Source organism: Agrobacterium fabrum str. C58, assembly GCF_000092025.1.
Classification (GTDB): Bacteria; Pseudomonadota; Alphaproteobacteria; order Rhizobiales; family Rhizobiaceae; genus Agrobacterium; species Agrobacterium fabrum.
The window spans coordinates 449,316-464,089 of the sequence record NC_003062.2 but is presented as its reverse complement, the minus strand read 5'-3'; the positions used below and the strand labels follow the sequence as shown (position 1 = coordinate 464,089).

At 56.9% G+C, this 14,774-nt stretch carries 21 protein-coding genes; 5 read left to right on the top strand and 16 right to left on the bottom strand.

Features of this window, described 5'->3' with window-relative positions:
• Nucleotides 1-6 precede the first annotated feature (6 nt).
• Entirely contained in the window at nucleotides 7-711 is a 705-nt protein-coding gene (locus tag ATU_RS02335; RefSeq protein WP_010970923.1) for an anti-sigma factor, read from the bottom strand.
• Complete coding sequence (locus ATU_RS02330; RefSeq protein ID WP_010970922.1) at nucleotides 708-1,253, bottom strand: sigma-70 family RNA polymerase sigma factor; 546 nt, start codon at nucleotides 1,251-1,253, stop codon at nucleotides 708-710. Before ATU_RS02330 ends, ATU_RS02335 begins: the two co-directional genes overlap by 4 nt.
• Nucleotides 1,254-1,455: 202 nt before the next feature.
• Between ATU_RS02330 and ATU_RS02325 the strand changes: the two genes are divergently transcribed.
• The gene (locus ATU_RS02325) at nucleotides 1,456-2,244 is read left to right on the top strand and encodes a DUF4394 domain-containing protein (protein ID WP_035256203.1); all 789 of its coding nucleotides are present in this window, start codon (nucleotides 1,456-1,458) and stop codon (nucleotides 2,242-2,244) included.
• Between the two features lie 88 nt (nucleotides 2,245-2,332).
• Here the strand turns inward: ATU_RS02325 and ATU_RS02320 are convergent, their stop codons facing one another.
• Nucleotides 2,333-2,890 carry a fasciclin domain-containing protein gene (locus tag ATU_RS02320; protein ID WP_010970920.1) on the bottom strand — a complete coding sequence of 186 codons (558 nt, stop codon included), beginning with the start codon at nucleotides 2,888-2,890 and terminating at the stop codon, nucleotides 2,333-2,335.
• Between the two features lie 443 nt (nucleotides 2,891-3,333).
• Between ATU_RS02320 and ATU_RS02315 the strand changes: the two genes are divergently transcribed.
• Nucleotides 3,334-3,573, top strand: a complete 240-nt coding sequence (locus ATU_RS02315; protein WP_010970919.1) for a hypothetical protein — start codon at nucleotides 3,334-3,336, stop codon at nucleotides 3,571-3,573.
• Nucleotides 3,574-3,670: 97 nt separating this feature from the next.
• On the opposite strand, the gene ATU_RS02310 is transcribed toward ATU_RS02315, so the two are convergent.
• The 3 genes from ATU_RS02310 to ATU_RS02305 all read right to left on the bottom strand — a co-directional run bounded on the left by ATU_RS02310 (nucleotide 3,671) and on the right by ATU_RS02305 (nucleotide 4,854).
• Complete coding sequence (locus ATU_RS02310) at nucleotides 3,671-3,931, bottom strand: DUF1488 family protein (protein ID WP_010970918.1); 261 nt, start codon at nucleotides 3,929-3,931, stop codon at nucleotides 3,671-3,673.
• Nucleotides 3,932-4,080: 149 nt separating this feature from the next.
• Nucleotides 4,081-4,359 (bottom strand): hypothetical protein, encoded by a 279-nt coding sequence (locus ATU_RS26650; protein WP_010970917.1) that lies wholly within the window; start codon nucleotides 4,357-4,359, stop codon nucleotides 4,081-4,083.
• Between the two features lie 81 nt (nucleotides 4,360-4,440).
• Complete coding sequence (locus tag ATU_RS02305; RefSeq protein WP_010970916.1) at nucleotides 4,441-4,854, bottom strand: hypothetical protein; 414 nt, start codon at nucleotides 4,852-4,854, stop codon at nucleotides 4,441-4,443.
• A 482-nt stretch (nucleotides 4,855-5,336) separates the two neighbouring features.
• On the opposite strand from ATU_RS02305, the gene ATU_RS02300 reads away from it, so the two are divergent.
• Nucleotides 5,337-5,696 (top strand): DUF4258 domain-containing protein, encoded by a 360-nt coding sequence (locus ATU_RS02300; RefSeq protein ID WP_010970914.1) that lies wholly within the window; start codon nucleotides 5,337-5,339, stop codon nucleotides 5,694-5,696.
• A gap of 2 nt (nucleotides 5,697-5,698) precedes the next feature.
• A complete protein-coding gene (locus ATU_RS02295) occupies nucleotides 5,699-6,157 on the top strand; it encodes a helix-turn-helix domain-containing protein (RefSeq protein WP_010970913.1) in 459 nt (152 codons plus the stop codon).
• A 50-nt stretch (nucleotides 6,158-6,207) separates the two neighbouring features.
• Here the strand turns inward: ATU_RS02295 and ATU_RS02290 are convergent, their stop codons facing one another.
• From ATU_RS02290 to ATU_RS02265, 6 genes are all read right to left on the bottom strand, one after another.
• Nucleotides 6,208-6,531 (bottom strand): phage holin family protein, encoded by a 324-nt coding sequence (locus tag ATU_RS02290; RefSeq protein ID WP_010970912.1) that lies wholly within the window; start codon nucleotides 6,529-6,531, stop codon nucleotides 6,208-6,210.
• A gap of 135 nt (nucleotides 6,532-6,666) precedes the next feature.
• Nucleotides 6,667-6,912, bottom strand: a complete 246-nt coding sequence (locus tag ATU_RS02285) for a hypothetical protein (protein ID WP_035256200.1) — start codon at nucleotides 6,910-6,912, stop codon at nucleotides 6,667-6,669.
• Complete coding sequence (locus ATU_RS02280) at nucleotides 6,912-7,553, bottom strand: M15 family metallopeptidase (protein WP_010970910.1); 642 nt, start codon at nucleotides 7,551-7,553, stop codon at nucleotides 6,912-6,914. Before ATU_RS02280 ends, ATU_RS02285 begins: the two co-directional genes overlap by 1 nt.
• 43 nt (nucleotides 7,554-7,596) lie before the next feature.
• A complete protein-coding gene (locus ATU_RS02275; RefSeq protein ID WP_010970909.1) occupies nucleotides 7,597-8,757 on the bottom strand; it encodes a phage late control D family protein in 1,161 nt (386 codons plus the stop codon).
• Nucleotides 8,758-8,759: 2 nt separating this feature from the next.
• Nucleotides 8,760-8,972, bottom strand: coding sequence for a tail protein X (locus ATU_RS02270; protein ID WP_010970908.1), 213 nt, complete (start codon nucleotides 8,970-8,972; stop codon nucleotides 8,760-8,762).
• Between the two features lie 4 nt (nucleotides 8,973-8,976).
• Nucleotides 8,977-9,441 carry a phage tail protein gene (locus tag ATU_RS02265; RefSeq protein WP_010972635.1) on the bottom strand — a complete coding sequence of 155 codons (465 nt, stop codon included), beginning with the start codon at nucleotides 9,439-9,441 and terminating at the stop codon, nucleotides 8,977-8,979.
• A gap of 33 nt (nucleotides 9,442-9,474) precedes the next feature.
• On the opposite strand from ATU_RS02265, the gene ATU_RS02260 reads away from it, so the two are divergent.
• Entirely contained in the window at nucleotides 9,475-9,843 is a 369-nt protein-coding gene (locus tag ATU_RS02260; protein ID WP_010970907.1) for a hypothetical protein, read from the top strand.
• Here the strand turns inward: ATU_RS02260 and ATU_RS26645 are convergent.
• From ATU_RS26645 to ATU_RS02240, 4 genes are all read right to left on the bottom strand, one after another.
• Nucleotides 9,840-11,579, bottom strand: coding sequence for a phage tail sheath family protein (locus ATU_RS26645; protein WP_010970906.1), 1,740 nt, complete (start codon nucleotides 11,577-11,579; stop codon nucleotides 9,840-9,842). The genes ATU_RS02260 and ATU_RS26645 overlap by 4 nt on opposite strands.
• A gap of 113 nt (nucleotides 11,580-11,692) precedes the next feature.
• On the bottom strand, nucleotides 11,693-13,894 hold the full coding sequence (locus tag ATU_RS02250; RefSeq protein ID WP_010972634.1) for a hypothetical protein: 2,202 nt from the start codon (nucleotides 13,892-13,894) through the stop codon (nucleotides 11,693-11,695).
• Between the two features lie 12 nt (nucleotides 13,895-13,906).
• Entirely contained in the window at nucleotides 13,907-14,572 is a 666-nt protein-coding gene (locus tag ATU_RS02245; protein WP_010972633.1) for a phage tail protein I, read from the bottom strand.
• On the bottom strand, nucleotides 14,573-14,770 hold the full coding sequence (locus ATU_RS02240; protein WP_035256191.1) for a hypothetical protein: 198 nt from the start codon (nucleotides 14,768-14,770) through the stop codon (nucleotides 14,573-14,575).
• Between the last annotated feature and the right edge of the window lie 4 nt (nucleotides 14,771-14,774).

Sequence of the window (14,774 nt, the reverse complement as noted above, 5' to 3'; positions counted from 1 at the left end):
CAGTTTTCAACGAGGCATTCGCGCCAGCCCCTTCGCCAGAATTGGCCCGGTCGGTCTGCCCGTCGGCGATCCACCTGCCTGCTCGAGGGTGATCTCATAAAGCTGGTCGTTTCGCGGCTTCGGCAGCGTCGGTCCTTCGAGACTGGCCGAACGAACGCCTTCAATCAAACCAAGCGAAACAGGCCCGACCTCTCTGGAGGGCAATGTCCACACCTGTATGGTCTTATCCTGCGGTACGGCAAAATCAGCCAGCATCCGCACTGTTGCCTTTTCGTTTCCGAAATCCTCGACGACCGCCTGCACCTCTCCAGCTTCATTGACGAGAACTGCGATCACCAGCGGCTCCGTTGTGCGTGTCAGGCTGAAGGTCAGCCCCGCGGCAAGAACGAGGGTTGCGGCAATTGCGGAAACGGCGATCGACCGCCATCCGTTTTTTCTATTGTCGTTTGCGGTGCGGGTAGACTTATTGGCCGTGAATTTCGCCTGCGGCGGCAACCGGCTTTCGATATTGCTCCATAATTCACTGTTGACGGCTGCGGGCGCAACGCTGGTATCAAGCGGTAGAAAACGCTCGCGGCTTGCCGCGATTGCCGCCCGTAATTCGCCGTCCCGCTCCGTTGCCGTTTCGATAGCAGCAGCCTCGGACGCCTCGAGCAGCCCCAATACATAGTCATCGGCAATGGCGGGAATGTCTTTTTGATCATATGTCATGCCATGCACTCCCGAAGAGCGGAAAGCCCGCGCCTTATCCAGGATTTCGTCGTGCCAAGCGGAACGCGCAACCGGCCGGCGATTTCGCCATGGGAATATCCGGCGACATAAGCCATCAAAATACCCTGCCGTTTGGTCTCGTCGAGCGCGCCCAGACATTCATAAAGACGTGAATTCCTGTCGAGCTTCTGCCAGGCGGCGACCACTTCATCCGCCTGTTCGCTGTCACGCAGCGTTTCGACATCCTGCACGGTAAGTTCGCGGCTCCCGTCCCGCAGAAGATTAAGCGCCCGGTTCCTGACAATGGCGTAAATCCAGCCACGCGCCGAACCGTGGTCGGCTCGATATTGGGGCGCGTGCGTCCAGATGCGCACGAAACTCTCCTGCACAACCTCTTCTGCCAGTTCCCTGCGTTTGACGATCCGCTCGGCCACCGCGATCAGTCGCCCTGCCTCGCGCTCGAAAATAACCCGCAATGCGTTTCGGTCGCCTCTCGCGCAGGCGGCGAGCGCCCTGTCGAGATCATCAGGCGCGGAGCCCATACGCATACGAAACCTTTCAAGTTTGGACCGCAGGCACGGTCGGAATTGGTATAATACCCATCGCGGAACGAAATGGATGCATAAGCAGATATTTTTTTGCTGCCTGCATCCAAACCCACCTCCCCGCGTGTCTTCATTGATGGAAGCGTCAAAAACCAAGGGTTGGACGACTTCCAAACGGATCAACGCACGGGAGAAAGACATGAAGACTATCCAGATCACTCTGATCGCCTCCGCCGCCTTCGTGGCGACCGCAAGCGCCGCCGTTTCCGCCCCTGTCCTCGGACTGACCGGAGACAAGACGCTGGTGATGTTCGACACCGAGAAGCCGGCCGTTAGCAAGAGCATGGATGTGACCGGTGTCGACAAGCTTGTCGGCATCGATTTTCGCCCGGGTAACAAAACAGTCATCGGTGTAACGCCCGATCATCGCATCGTCACCATCAACCTTGAAACGGGCGCGGCAACCGATGTGGCTAAAATGGACAAGATGCTGACCTTGACGGAAGCTCCCGTCGTGGTCGATTTCAACCCGATGGCGGATCGTCTGCGCTTCATGACCGGCACGACCAATCACCGCGTCCACCCCGATACCGGCGCCGTGACGGTTGATGGTGCACTCGCTTACGAAGACGCCGACATGCACAAGGGAGAAACGCCCGATATCGTTGCTGCCGCCTATACCAACTCCATCGGCAAGCCCGAAAAAACGGCCATGTACAATATTGATGCCACCATCGGCGCACTGGTCCAGCAGACGAAGCCGAATGACGGCACGTTGAAAGCCATCGGCAAGCTCGGCCTGAAGGACAAGCCGGCGAGCTATGCATTCGATATCCACGGTGAGGATGGTGGCAAGAATACCGCCTATCTGGCAGCGGGCGCTACCCTCTACACCGTCAATCTCGAAACCGGCGCTGCAACCGAGGTCGGTCCGATCACCGGCGCCGATAACGGCCTTCGCGATATCACGGTGCTTCCCAAAATGTGACGCGATCTCGGGTTAAATCCCGGTGTCAGAAAATAAGGCTGGTCCCGTTCACGGGCCAGCCTTTTTATTGGACCAATCCTGTGGCCAATTACATCTTCGGTAGCAGAACCTTGTCGATGACGTGAATAACGCCATTCGACTGCTTGACATCGGCAATCGTGACATGCGCCACGCCGCCCATTTCGTCTGTCAGCGTGATCTTGTCCATGCTTTCTTTGGCCTTGAGAATGCAGCCGCCGACAGTTTTGACATCATGGGTGCCCTTGTCGTCCTTGATCATCTTTTCGATGGTCTTGGACATGGCATCGGCTTCGACGACATGGCAGGTGAGAACCTTGGTAAGCTGGGCCTTGTTTTCCGGCTTCAGCAGGTTTTCGACCGTGCCTTTGGGCAACGCCGCAAAGGCTTCATTGGTGGGTGCAAAGACAGTAAAAGGGCCCTTCCCCTGCAGCGTTTCAACCAGACCAGCGGCCTTGACGGCAGCCACCAGTGTGGTGTGGTCTTTTGAGTTCATCGCATTTTCGACGATGTTCTTGTTTTCATACATGGCAGCACCGCCCACCTTTGGATTGGCGGCAAATGCGCTGGCGGAGATGGCGGACACGATTGTTGCGAGCGCAAGCGTGCGTATAGCGGACTTGATCATCGTAAATTCCTTTTCCTCGATTGCCCCGACGCTCGATGCGCGCCTCCTCGGGCTGGCGCTCCACGATCGGAGCAGAAGAAGATACGAGACGGTCACGAAAAGAGTTTCAGCAAATGTGAAACGCTAAAGCGGTGCAGGGCAAATAAGACCCGAGACTATCAACGACGCTTATAAATCAACGCTTATTGCAGGTCATTGATCTTGTTGGAAAGGTCGCTGGAGCGGGTGAAGGGAATCGAACCCTCGTATTCAGCTTGGGAAGCTCGGTCTATGATAGGGATATCAATGCCTTGCGGGTAAAACTGCGTTTCTCGTGACGAAAATCCATCAACGTTTTCAATAGCGCTGTAAAACTTTACCGCCCCTAAACATGGCGGAAACACACCATATTGACTCTCTCCCAAAATGAGAACATCTATAGAACAGACGAGAGAGCAAGAAATATGTCTGACGCCGAAAAGATCATCGTGGTGCAGTTCAAAAAGGGGCGCTATGGGATAGTGCCGGGCGATATGCGACCCGCAACCAATGCGGCATCTGCCGAGAAAATGGCGAATGCAATGGCGCCTCGCCACATCGGCGTTGCGGCATACGCCGTCACCGTGGACGAGGAAAGCGGCAGCATGGCAAACCCGCGCCTGCTTGTCTCGCACGGCCAAATTGCCGACCTTATGCCCGACTGATTTACCGGCGCGCGAGCCTTTTCATGACAAGGAATATTTGAGCACCTGAAACAAGGGAACGATGGTAAAGGGCGAAACGATACGCCGTTAGGTCAATTTATCTGAAATCTCTGGCATTCAGCATATAAATAGATTGATAGCCACGCGCGTAAGCTTTTTTTGCCGCTTCGAGAATCGAACCGCGTGCTGCATCGAATGCCAACAGGCACTCAGAACTGATGTTCGATGAGCTTGATTGCACGAGTGCGGCAGCCTCAATGAAAAAACGTACCTCTAGTATGCCGTCATACCCCAAAAACCGAACGGCGTTTCTGGTGTCGTCGTAACTTCGACTGCGATTTGGAAAGATTAGAGTCATGGCTGAGCTTTTTACCTACTGGTGCAGCCGACTGGTGGCAGTCGGCCTTGGGAAATCAATTCGGCAGATGGGCTGATCTGGACGATGACGAAATCCGCTGGACGCAAGGAAGGTAGCCTTTCCACCTTCAGCGCGCCCTATCGGTCCTCCTAGTTCGTTGCGGCGCTCCCTAATTCGGCGTCTTTCCGTAGCGCATCGTCAATCTCCGCCGAGGACACTTGCAAGAACTGCCGTTTGACCGTTTGAGCGGAAATTGCAGGTATCTCAAGGTGGGTCGCCACTCGCCTGTAGGCCGAAAAACTCAGGCCCTCAATGAGTTCTTCGTCTACGACGAGACGATACGTGCCTGCGTCTAAAGGTGCCACGAGGCTACTTAGTACAAACGGATGCGCGAAAGTGATCTCGCTGTTTGTTGTTCTCTCTATCATGTCTCCGGTATCCTCTGTTCTATTGAGTCGCCTCTCGCTGAAAGGCGCAATGGATAATGGGACTGCCCACGCTCTTCCTGATCAAAACAGTTGTGGACGGTGATGGGGATGACCAAGGGGACGGCGTACTGCGCCGCCTTCATTTTCCCAAGACTGCTCCTCCGCTTCAATTGATCGGGCAGAGCCTTTACGGGAGAATTGAAGGACATACCTCATGTTGCGGGGCAGTCCACGAATGGCATAAGGCGCAAGCGCCGACTGGTAGGAGGGTCTATGGAAACTCGCCCTCCCAAGACGGCGTTTCAGTTGGGCTGCGAGCGCATCTGCGGATTTCTCGCCCGCGAGAAACAGGCTCATTACAAGAAATGCGGCCGTGTTGAATTGTCGCTGATCATCACCCAGCAACGCGGCGTTATAACCAGCGCTCTTCAAGACTGACTGAATTATCTCCATTTCCTCAGGAGAGATCTCAGAAAAATTGGAATCGGAAGACATCTCGTCCTCCTCTTATTGGGGCTAGGGTAACGCGCCCTAAATCAGTAGCGCCCTTGACGTGTCTACCGATAACTTAACACTGCGCCTGAATGACACCCAACGCAAGTGAATAAGGATTTCAGTTAATAATCGCGCAACACCCGGGGCGTGAATGCCGGTCCGACATTCCAACCTCTTACGTTTAGATTTCATGACCACAAAAAGGCGTTGGGCAAGGGTTGGCAGTCGAGCATCAATAGCGATCTGCGAAAGCTATCTGGTCTTCGCTGGCGACCGAAACGCAAAAAGCCGCCCGGCGCGGCACGGGCGGCTTTTTTGATAGCGAAAAATAACGTATCGATGGGGAGGCATTAAAAATATGGCCATCGAAATCAGCCGCTTACAAAATTTCATAGTCCACTAACGCCCTTGTTAATTGACCATTCATCACTAGATAGGTATCACCATGATACATAAAGCGGTCTAGACCGGTCGGAGGATGTGTGAAGAGTAATGATCCTTGGCTGCCTAATGTGGCAACCGACAAATTGAGGGCAATAGCCCGAGACCCGAAATTCACCATCGCCTACAAATTACATGCCAAAGAGCGACTTGCAGAGCGCAACCTTATCGCGTCTGACGTATTGTACGCTTTGAAATACGGGTTCGTCTACGAACAGGCGATCCCGGCGACTAGGCAAGGATTCTTCCGCTATCGCGTCGAGTGCAAAACTCCGAATAGCGGGAGCCGAGCCATAGGCGTTGTTGTTATACCCAACCACGTCGGCTGTTACATGAAGATTGTAACGGTCATGTGGATTGATGAATTCGAGCGCAGGGACGGCTCGATAATTGGAGAATGAAAATGAGTGTTGTTGAGCATCACTACACAGAATGTGGCTTGATGAACGTGTTCATCAGCGGAATCGAGGTCCAGACCGACGATGACGGCGATGAGGTAATCATCGTTCCGGCTGTGAACGAGCTTCATCACGTCATTGCTACGGGCATCGTCAATCACCCGAAGGGCATCAGCGGTGATGAATTGCGCTTTCTGCGCACCGAAATGGGTCTGACACAGTCCGAATTGTCTGGTCTCGTTCACCGAGACAAGCAGTCGATTGGCCGATGGGAACGCGGCGAAGTCGAAATCGACAGCCCGTCCGAAACGTTGATCCGCCGCCTTGCCATCGAAAAGCTTGGCTTGCAGGAAGTGGCGATTGAGGAACTGTCCAAGCGCAGCATTCCTACTGCGGAAACGCAGACAATCTCGATCCGTAAAGTCGAGAACAACAATGAGCCTTACGAACTCATTGCTGCGTAACGTACCTTTATAGAGATGGAAAAGCCCGCGTTGCGGGCTTTTTTTGTGCGTCAACCGGCCATACGCCGGTCAAACCACTTATGGAAGAGCGCTTCAACACCACGCGGCCCGAGATAGGCCAGAAGCGCAATCAGCCCGGTTGATGCAGGCTGACCAAGATCGGCGTAGGCGGCAGCACTTTCGCCGATGACCGCCATGCCGAGCGCGACAGGCAGTTCCCAAAACAGTTCAATGCCGAAGAACTTACGGCGACCTTTCCGCGCCTCATTGCCGTGCCACATGAAGCGGCCAAGCAGGGAGGCGATAATGGTGGTGAACGCACCACCAACCCACGCATTCATCAGTTCGATGAAAGAGGTGTATTTTTCCGGCATCACTCGGGCTTTCCGCAATAGAGGGCATAACGTCCGCGATGCCGGGCAATATCAACGGCGGCGGTCCGGTCGTGGGTGACAAGGTAGGTGTTTGTTTCCGGGCGCGGATTGATCGGCACAAGCAAATCGCAAGGCTCAATCGCCTTCACGGTCGGGCTGCACGCAGCCGCCGAGAAGCCCGCACAAATCAAAATCGTCAGCTTGCAGAGCGCCTTCATCGATCTTCTGTCCGTCTTTGAGAATGGTGATACGGTCATCCTGGAGTCCGACCGCGACTTCGGCTTTTCCTGCCCCCTTGCCGACAAAGTAGGCGGGCGCAGCCATGAGAGCGGCACCGATAACGATGCCGCCCCCGATCAATGCAGCGTCAAAAATCCGCATCAGAGTTTCCGCCACGCAAGATAGACGGAGATACCGACGATGAAGACGGCGATTGCCATTCGCGCCCATTCCCCGGAGGAAAGCTCGCCCTGCTGCGCCGAGACGACCTCAACAGCCTTCGTCAAAGGTTCCTGTCCAACCGGAACGGCGGTGCTGACGCCACCGCCCAAGATCGCCAGCGCCTTGGACTTGGCCTGCGTCTCGGTTTCGGCGGTATATTTCTTGCCAGCGACAGGCCCCGCCGAAGGGTATTGTTTCCACGGCAACTGGAAGTGGGGGCCATCCTTAAAGGACTTCCAGTCACCGCCCCATTCCAGCGGAATGCCGAGTTCCTTTGCCGCCTGTTTCATGGCCTTCGCGAGCTTGGCATAAAGCGGCCAGTCCCAAACCACGCTTCCGCCGACCAGCGCCGCCAGATCGACCGCATGACTGTAACCGTTCGCAGCCTTCAAATGTCGGCTGTTCATGGTCTTGGAAGCGCCGCGCGCAACCATGTCCTTCTGTTTTTCCAACGTCCGCACACCTTCGGTCACCACGAAATCAATCTCGGTGATCTGGATGGCGCGCCGGACAACACGCACGAGGTCAGGATGCACGCCGTCAAGGCGCGCAAGGCTGCGTTGGGAAAGCACGTAACCCATTATAGTCTCCAAGTTTTCAGGGGGATTGTCGGCAGGAAGCCGGTTAGTTCTCGTCCGTCCGCCCGAAGCGGCGCGGGGTCAGGAAAGAGGATGGCGTGGCGGGCGTACCGGGCGCGCTGTTTGGGGCAACCTTGCCGGTTGCTTTCGAGGCGTCCGGGGTGGCGCTGGAACCGCTGCTTTCCGTGCCGGCCGATTTTTCGGTTGCGGATTTGCCATCGTAGAGCCTGCCTGAAACCGCCACTTCAAGAGCACCGGTTTTTGTGTAGGACGTTTTGGCCGTCTTGATGATGTAGGGCACACCGTCAACGCCGGGGCGGACATCCGCGAACAGCAGCGGCAAGCCTGCGTCGATACCTGCATCGCCAATGACTGTGACAGAAACCGAGCCTTCGCCGCGCTGCAATTCCTTGGCCTTGGCCTGCGCTGCCTTGTCGGCTTCTGCGGGCGACGCATAAGGTTCCGGCAGACGATAAACGCTATCGCCGTCCGCATCTGCATCCGCATCGATTTCCACGCGTTCCGCCTTGTCGGAATCCTGATAGTAGGCCACGACCTTGCTGTATTTCGTGCGGTCGTTAATCTCGACTTTCAGGCTTCCAACCTTGATTTTCTCGGGCGTCAGGATGATCGAACCGAGCGGCGCGCCGGATGCAGACAACCCGGAACCAAGCCGCGTGAAGATCAGTCGCCTTTGTTTGACCGCGAACAGGCCGTTATGCCGCTCCGCCAGCCGCCGCAGGAAATTGATGTTGCTTTCGTCCTGTTGCGCCAGCCAGTCATATTCAAAGTCCGCAAGGTCATCATCAACGGCAGGGGTTAGCCCGCTTTCGCTGGCGATCTGTGACAGGATATCGCCGAGCTTCGATTTATCCCATGACCTTTCCTGCCGCTCTTTCAGCTTTCCGCTGCGAAGGTCCGCAGCCTTGCCGGAGATCGACATTTTATAGGGCAGGCAATCGAGATTGACTTTGTCCGCGGTGAAAACACCTTTCGGCACAAGATCGTCACCGAAACCCATCTTGACCGAAATGATGGCCCCCTTACGCGGGATTGCCAGAAAGTTCGGCGGACCGTCATTCAGTTCGATATCCACCGTGTCGGATTTCATTCCCTCTTCGTCAGTGACGGTAAGGGAAAGCAAACGCTCATAGAAATGGCCTGCCACTGGCACGCCGTCGATACTAACTTCCACGCGCGGTTTCATAGTCAGTCCCAAAGGCTGGTTAACGGCTTGGCCGTGCTGGTGGAAGGAATGTCCGGCATGGTAATTTTTGTGCCGAGCGGAAGGACAGGCCCGAGCGCGGCAAGGCCGGGATTAGCATCAATCACAGCTTCGACCACCTTGGCCGTGCGCCCATAAAAAGCGAGGCAGGCGAGGTCAACCGTCTCGCCCTGCCGTGTTGTGTAGATTGTCGCCATGTGGTCACCGGAAAAGTTCGGACAGGAAGGATGCAGCCCGATCCACCAGACCGCCCGCACTTGGCAACGTGCCAGAACCGGAGCGTTTGAGCGTGATAGAATAGGCGTTGCGCCCTGCCTCGCCCCGGCGGTTAATGTAGCTGCGATCCTCTTCGACGCTTTGGACCGTAAACATTCCTTGTATGACGCCCTGCGCGGCATCGCCGGTCACAAGCATCATTTCGGTTCCAGCCATCGACGCAGCAATAATACCGTCAAGCTGCGATTGCCCGCCGAACTCTTCGGGGAAAAGCACCCCCGAGATTGTCACTTCGTCGGACGTGGGGCCGGTCCATTGCTGCTGGTTGAGGGTTTGCCCAACAGGTATATCCACCCAAGGCGTGTTCACCTTGCGTTTGACACCCTGATATCCAAAGCCCAAACCCTCGAAGGCGAAGCCTCCGAGCATCATTGACGTTACGCCGGTCATGATCTACCTAAATTTAACGTTGGGGGACGCGGAATGACTGAGAGCCAGACGGAAACACCAGCAGCAAACGAATGGCCGAAGCGCATCATATGGGTAGCAATTATCGCAGGAGCGATATACGCCTACAGCAATTGGGATTCGGTTTCCGTCCAACTTTTTGGTGCAACGGCTTACACCTGCAAAAGCCTAGTGCCCGATGTTGTGAAAATCTCTGCCGAGAACACGAACGCTTTTCAGGTCAAGGTTGTCGGCGTTATCGATCCCAAACAGGTTTCAAAAACTGATACCCGCTTGGAATGCGAAGGCACAGGGATGCTTGCCAACGGTCAGAAAGCCCCGATCAGCTACCGCGCATACGAAGAGGGCGAACAGTGGTGGGTGGTTTACGAAGCTAAACCTTAATCACTGAATGAACCTTCGAGGTTCGGAGCTAGTGCATTCGAAATCTCGCTGATTGCCGCAGACGCAGCGGCACGCGGATCGACGACCCCTGTTATCGTAATCGGCGCATGGATCGTGATATCCGGGCGCTGCGGATTAACTACCCGCACGTCTTGCGTGCCGGAGGGCCGGTCCATTTGGGCGAGAGATGACGAGTCAATCCGAACCGTTCGAATGCCTAAATCATCCATAGTTTTGCCCGGCAGGTTGTCGGTAGACCCGCCAAAGCCCGCAGCCCGAGCCGAACGCGCTGCATCCAACGACAACTGCGCCGATGCAGAAGCTGGAAGCGCGGTTGAAGGCGGGGATGACGCGAAATAACTTCCGACCGCGTGAAGCAAGTCTTCCGGGCCGGGGAGCCACGCTTTTCCCTGCTTGTAAAAGGTGTCACCAGTATAGGTGGCCTTGCCCATTTCCCAAAGGCCAGCGCCAGCGGTTCCATAGGTGCCTATGCGGGCTAGGCCGGTAATGATCGAACCCCATCGCCCGAGCAAACCAGCCGTCGCCGCTCCACCTGCCGCCGCACCCGCCGAACCAGTTCCAGCCCCCGCAGCGGCACCACCCGCTACAGCGCCGCCGCCAACAATGGCCGCGATTGAACCGACAGTTTTCAACGCCCCAAGCAAGGTGCTCGCCCCAGAAAGCACAAACAGCGCCGCCGCGAGCTTGCGAATGGTGCCAGCCAACATGGAAATACCCATGCCCCACGCAAAAAGCTGGAAGCCGTAACCGGACATTTCCGCAAAAAACTTGGCGATAGGATTGTCCTTTATCGCATCGTTCAATTCGCGGATCGATGCGCCCCACTCTTTCGCCCGCATGAAAATTGCCCCAATGCGGTCGGCGGCGTTCGGATCGACAGGACCAAGCAACAGGTCGCCGAGATCGTTCATGAATTCCTTCATGCCGCCGGTATAGGCGATCGTGCGCGCAACACCGTCGATGGTGCGAATAATCTTGTTCGAGACCGAACCGGAGAAGCCTTCCGCCGATGCCACCACGCGGGAACGGACGCCAGCGAAGACAGGTGCCACCGGCTTCGTCACCGGAACCCCGTTTACGTTCTTGATCGTCTTCGGATCGATGATCAGGATGCGCCCGCCATTGACGGTTTTGCGGAACCGCAATGCTTCCGCATCGGTCGTATTCGGTCCAGTGATGTAAGCGCGAGCGCGGATTTTCGGGGTGATGGCGTTGAGCGCCGAAACGAACGGGTTCGCCACGTCGCCGACATTGGCAGTGGCGGCAGGCAGAACCTTACCCGCATCGGCTCCGCCACCCGTGAAGGTCAAGAGCGGAGCCGCCGACATTTTCTTACCGGGAGCGACGACCTCAACTCCAACCACCTTCTTGGCGTTCGGGCCGGTCCCCATAATTGCCTTAAGTGTCGGCAATACCTTGCCGGGGTCAGCGCCGCCACCCGTCGCCGTCACGTCAGGCACCTCCGTCAGATTGTCGCCTTCGGAAGTCAGAGATACCGAAACCACGCCGCCCTCAATCCATGCGCCTGTATCGCCTGCGGTAATAAGGACGCGGGGCTGGTAGCTCGTAATCGCCTTAGCGCGAAGCGCCGCATACAGGCCAGTTCTAGCCACAGGATCGCCGATAAGGTTATTCTGCAGGGTTGCGGCATCGGCGCTTTCGGGGACGCGGTTGACGATGCACCACGAACCGCCCTCGTTGAAAATGGTGGTCACATCTTCCAACAGGGTGCCAGCCGCGCCGAGCGCCGCCGCCTGCGGCAATGACCGAACGATGGTAGGATAATTCAGCGGAAACGCGGCGGGGTCGGCGTCGGGCGCAGTTCCGTTTACGAACGTGATGCCGCTGCGCTGGCCGCAGCGCCGAGCGTGTAGGTTGAAAGATATGTCCGGCGCGACGGCACTTGCGGATCGACAGTAACGACCGTCGCATCAGGGCTTACAACCGTGTCGCCCACCATGATGGCGGGGGTGAAGGTGTGTCGCACCGGATCGAAGCTATCCAGCGTGTATTGCGTCTGGACATGCGTGGTGGGAAAACCGAACGGCAAGCTCTTGCTGACTGCCCGCATCGTGCTGCGATTACGGGCCACGCGCGAAATCGCCTTGTCGTCGAGCTGGATCATCGGCTGCAAATCAGCCGTGCCCATCATGACCATGCGCAATTCCACCGAGGCCGGAAGCCCGACAAGCGGATTTGTCGCCGGGTCGCCATCGTCCAGTTCTGTCCAGATAGCCGAGCCGGAAGGGCGGATTTCCCATCCAAGCTGGCAACCACCCGGCACCCAACCGGCAAACAGCATGTCAATTTGTGTCATGCCATCCGCGAGGTTCAGCGCCTGCATCGGAATAACCGTGCGCGGACTGCGATAGCGTGCCGCATTCAGCTTGAAGCAAATATCGGTTTCCATCGACCCTTGCGCAAATGCGCCGTCTGTCGTGAGAAACTGCGTTCCGCCCGTGTACTTGTTCGAAGCCGAGATATGCAGCGCATGCGCACCGGTCGTCACGGTCACAAACGCATAGCGCTTCCCGCTTTCCAGCAGCGTGATCGGCAGTTCAACCTTATTCCAGCCGACCTTGATATCGGCGTGTTTCAGGATGCCTTTTGCCAGCACCGCATCAAAACGCGGAACGCCGCCTGTCGTGGTTTCCACGATCAGGACGTGCACATCACCGTCATTGCCGACACGGGCAAATGACAGTTCAAGGCTGGTCGCCTGCATGGGCTGGGCAACGAGGAAGGTCTGTCCATAAATCGAGCCGTTTAGGCCGATTTGTTCGGTGACGTACTCCCAATAGACCTCGTTATAGGACTCATATCGGATTTGCCGGACGCCATAGGTTTGATGGCCGGGACCGCCGTTGGCGCGGATATCGACAATCTGGAATTCCTCGCCGCCGATGTTGAATATCTGTCCGACACGCGCATCGCCGCCGAGAGCCGACCAGCCAGCCTGATTTTCGCAAGCCCATTGCGTCGGACCATACGTGACGCGAACGCGAGAGGCTTCCTTGCGGATGGCGGTAATCTCGGTATGCACCAACTGCGAAATCAGCAGCGTCGAATCCAAAGAGGTATTCGCGATGCGGGTCACTTCGTCAAAGGCTGGCACCATGCGCCGACCACGAAAATAAATCTTCGGATCATCTTCCGCCTGGACTTCAAGCCGGGCCTGCGCTTCGGCGGCAAAGCCAAAGCGAATACCCTCTTCAATACGGGCAAGCCAGTCAACATGCGTCATGTCCCAACGGTCAGGGATCAAGCCATTATCGAACACGTAGGCGCGTGCCTCGTCCGGCAGATCGACTTTCAGGCGAGCCGCACCAATGTCGCGCTGCATCTGGCGAATAATGACCGGACGCGGGATTTCCGTCAGCTTGGCCTTGATGTTGACGATCTGCGTTTCAATCGTCTCGGTCCGCATAAAGAGCGCGTCCAGATCGACTTCCAGCGCCGTTACGCGGCCCTCCACTTCATAGAGGGTTTTTACACGGTCGCTGTTGCCCGGCTCGATAGCGTCAATGCCCGAAGAGGTCAGCAGTACGAAGGCAATACATGCATCGGTGGAGGCAACTACCGGCTTGACCGGGACCGGGTTTGCATCGCCCGGCTGCACGATGAGTTCAACGACCCGGCGGATTGTCTTCGGCGTGGTGCGGTTCACGATAACGCTGGTTTCGGGATCATCGGAAGTTTCAAAAGGCCGGTTTGCCGTGTCCGTCACTTCCTTGCCGCGAAGCAGGACCGCAACCCAACGCTGGTCGGAAGCAGCCAACGGGATATGAAGCTGAAGGTTCATATCGGTGGGGGCTTCCTGCGCAAAGACGATTTCCCCGGCGACATAACGGCCAGCCGAAACCGTGATTTCCTGCGCCGATTTACGCGCGACGGTAAATGCGGCCCAATGGGCAGGATAGCCGATGGCATCCAGCCAAAGACCATCTGTTGCGGCCTGCGCCTGCAAGCCGATGGCTTCGAAATCTGCATGATCGGCGATTTCAGCTTCTGCAAAGGAAGTGCGCTGCATGTGTCGTTACCCTCAATCCAGCCGCTTGCGATCCATGTAACCGCCGATGGCATGGCTTCCGTCGATGAAAATGTTGTCGTTAAAGGTGATGCCGCGCCGCCATGCGAAGGAAACCGAATAGATCGTTTCCGGCGTCTTGGCGGTCTTCATGGCGTGTTTGGCGCGGCGAATAGGCTCAAGGTCGATGGCCGTCATTGCCGCCCGCCCGAAGGCGCTGCGGCCAATCTGAAAGCGGTTCTTCGGCGCTGTCAGCGTGACGCGGACAAGGTAATGCGCCACGAATGGCTGATGCGCTATCGGGGTTCGTCCGATCACCGCCCGCCCGAAGGTGAAGCGGTTCGGATGCGCAATGCGATCCACGATTTCCGCATCAACGAACGCAAGGTAGCGTTTCAGCCCGGCAAGCGTGCCTTTCAGCGCGCCCAAGGGAGACGCGGGATAGAGCGTCGAAACCCCGGCGCACTGCGCAATCATCTCCCGCTTGCGCTCTTCGGTCCAATCATCAAACCAGAGATCGACCGAATGATGCACGGCCAGCCACGGCAGAAACCGTGCGGGCGTCTGGTAGGGGTCCATCAGAACCGCGTAAGGTATCGGCAGGTCATCCGACATACCGGCGGCAAGCGCCTTTTCGAATGGCTCCGCCGATGACGGCAGCAACACACCTACGTCGCTCAATCATTCAGCGGTGCGCCGGTCTGGCCGTTTACGCCGGTTGAGCTTGCCATGGGCGCTATCCTCTTTTTCAGGGAGAACGACATTGCCGAAGGGCGGCGCAAGCTCGCGGGCTTCGTCGTCGGTCAGGGGGATGATTTCGCCAGCCGACCGCCAGCGCCCGGCGATTTCGCAGCCGGTTCGAACCTTGTAATTTTTCATGGGG

Coding starts and splice junctions, on each gene's coding strand:
- ATU_RS02335 (WP_010970923.1), bottom strand. CDS start 711: ATGACATATGATCAAAAAGACATTCCCGCCATTGCCGATGACTATGTA.
- ATU_RS02330 (WP_010970922.1), bottom strand. CDS start 1,253: ATGGGCTCCGCGCCTGATGATCTCGACAGGGCGCTCGCCGCCTGCGCG.
- ATU_RS02325 (WP_035256203.1), top strand. CDS start 1,456: ATGAAGACTATCCAGATCACTCTGATCGCCTCCGCCGCCTTCGTGGCG.
- ATU_RS02320 (WP_010970920.1), bottom strand. CDS start 2,890: ATGATCAAGTCCGCTATACGCACGCTTGCGCTCGCAACAATCGTGTCC.
- ATU_RS02315 (WP_010970919.1), top strand. CDS start 3,334: ATGTCTGACGCCGAAAAGATCATCGTGGTGCAGTTCAAAAAGGGGCGC.
- ATU_RS02310 (WP_010970918.1), bottom strand. CDS start 3,931: ATGACTCTAATCTTTCCAAATCGCAGTCGAAGTTACGACGACACCAGA.
- ATU_RS26650 (WP_010970917.1), bottom strand. CDS start 4,359: ATGATAGAGAGAACAACAAACAGCGAGATCACTTTCGCGCATCCGTTT.
- ATU_RS02305 (WP_010970916.1), bottom strand. CDS start 4,854: ATGTCTTCCGATTCCAATTTTTCTGAGATCTCTCCTGAGGAAATGGAG.
- ATU_RS02295 (WP_010970913.1), top strand. CDS start 5,699: ATGAGTGTTGTTGAGCATCACTACACAGAATGTGGCTTGATGAACGTG.
- ATU_RS02290 (WP_010970912.1), bottom strand. CDS start 6,531: ATGCCGGAAAAATACACCTCTTTCATCGAACTGATGAATGCGTGGGTT.
- ATU_RS02285 (WP_035256200.1), bottom strand. CDS start 6,912: ATGCGGATTTTTGACGCTGCATTGATCGGGGGCGGCATCGTTATCGGT.
- ATU_RS02280 (WP_010970910.1), bottom strand. CDS start 7,553: ATGGGTTACGTGCTTTCCCAACGCAGCCTTGCGCGCCTTGACGGCGTG.
- ATU_RS02275 (WP_010970909.1), bottom strand. CDS start 8,757: ATGAAACCGCGCGTGGAAGTTAGTATCGACGGCGTGCCAGTGGCAGGC.
- ATU_RS02270 (WP_010970908.1), bottom strand. CDS start 8,972: ATGGCGACAATCTACACAACACGGCAGGGCGAGACGGTTGACCTCGCC.
- ATU_RS02265 (WP_010972635.1), bottom strand. CDS start 9,441: ATGACCGGCGTAACGTCAATGATGCTCGGAGGCTTCGCCTTCGAGGGT.
- ATU_RS02260 (WP_010970907.1), top strand. CDS start 9,475: ATGACTGAGAGCCAGACGGAAACACCAGCAGCAAACGAATGGCCGAAG.
- ATU_RS02250 (WP_010972634.1), bottom strand. CDS start 13,894: ATGCAGCGCACTTCCTTTGCAGAAGCTGAAATCGCCGATCATGCAGAT.
- ATU_RS02240 (WP_035256191.1), bottom strand. CDS start 14,770: ATGAAAAATTACAAGGTTCGAACCGGCTGCGAAATCGCCGGGCGCTGG.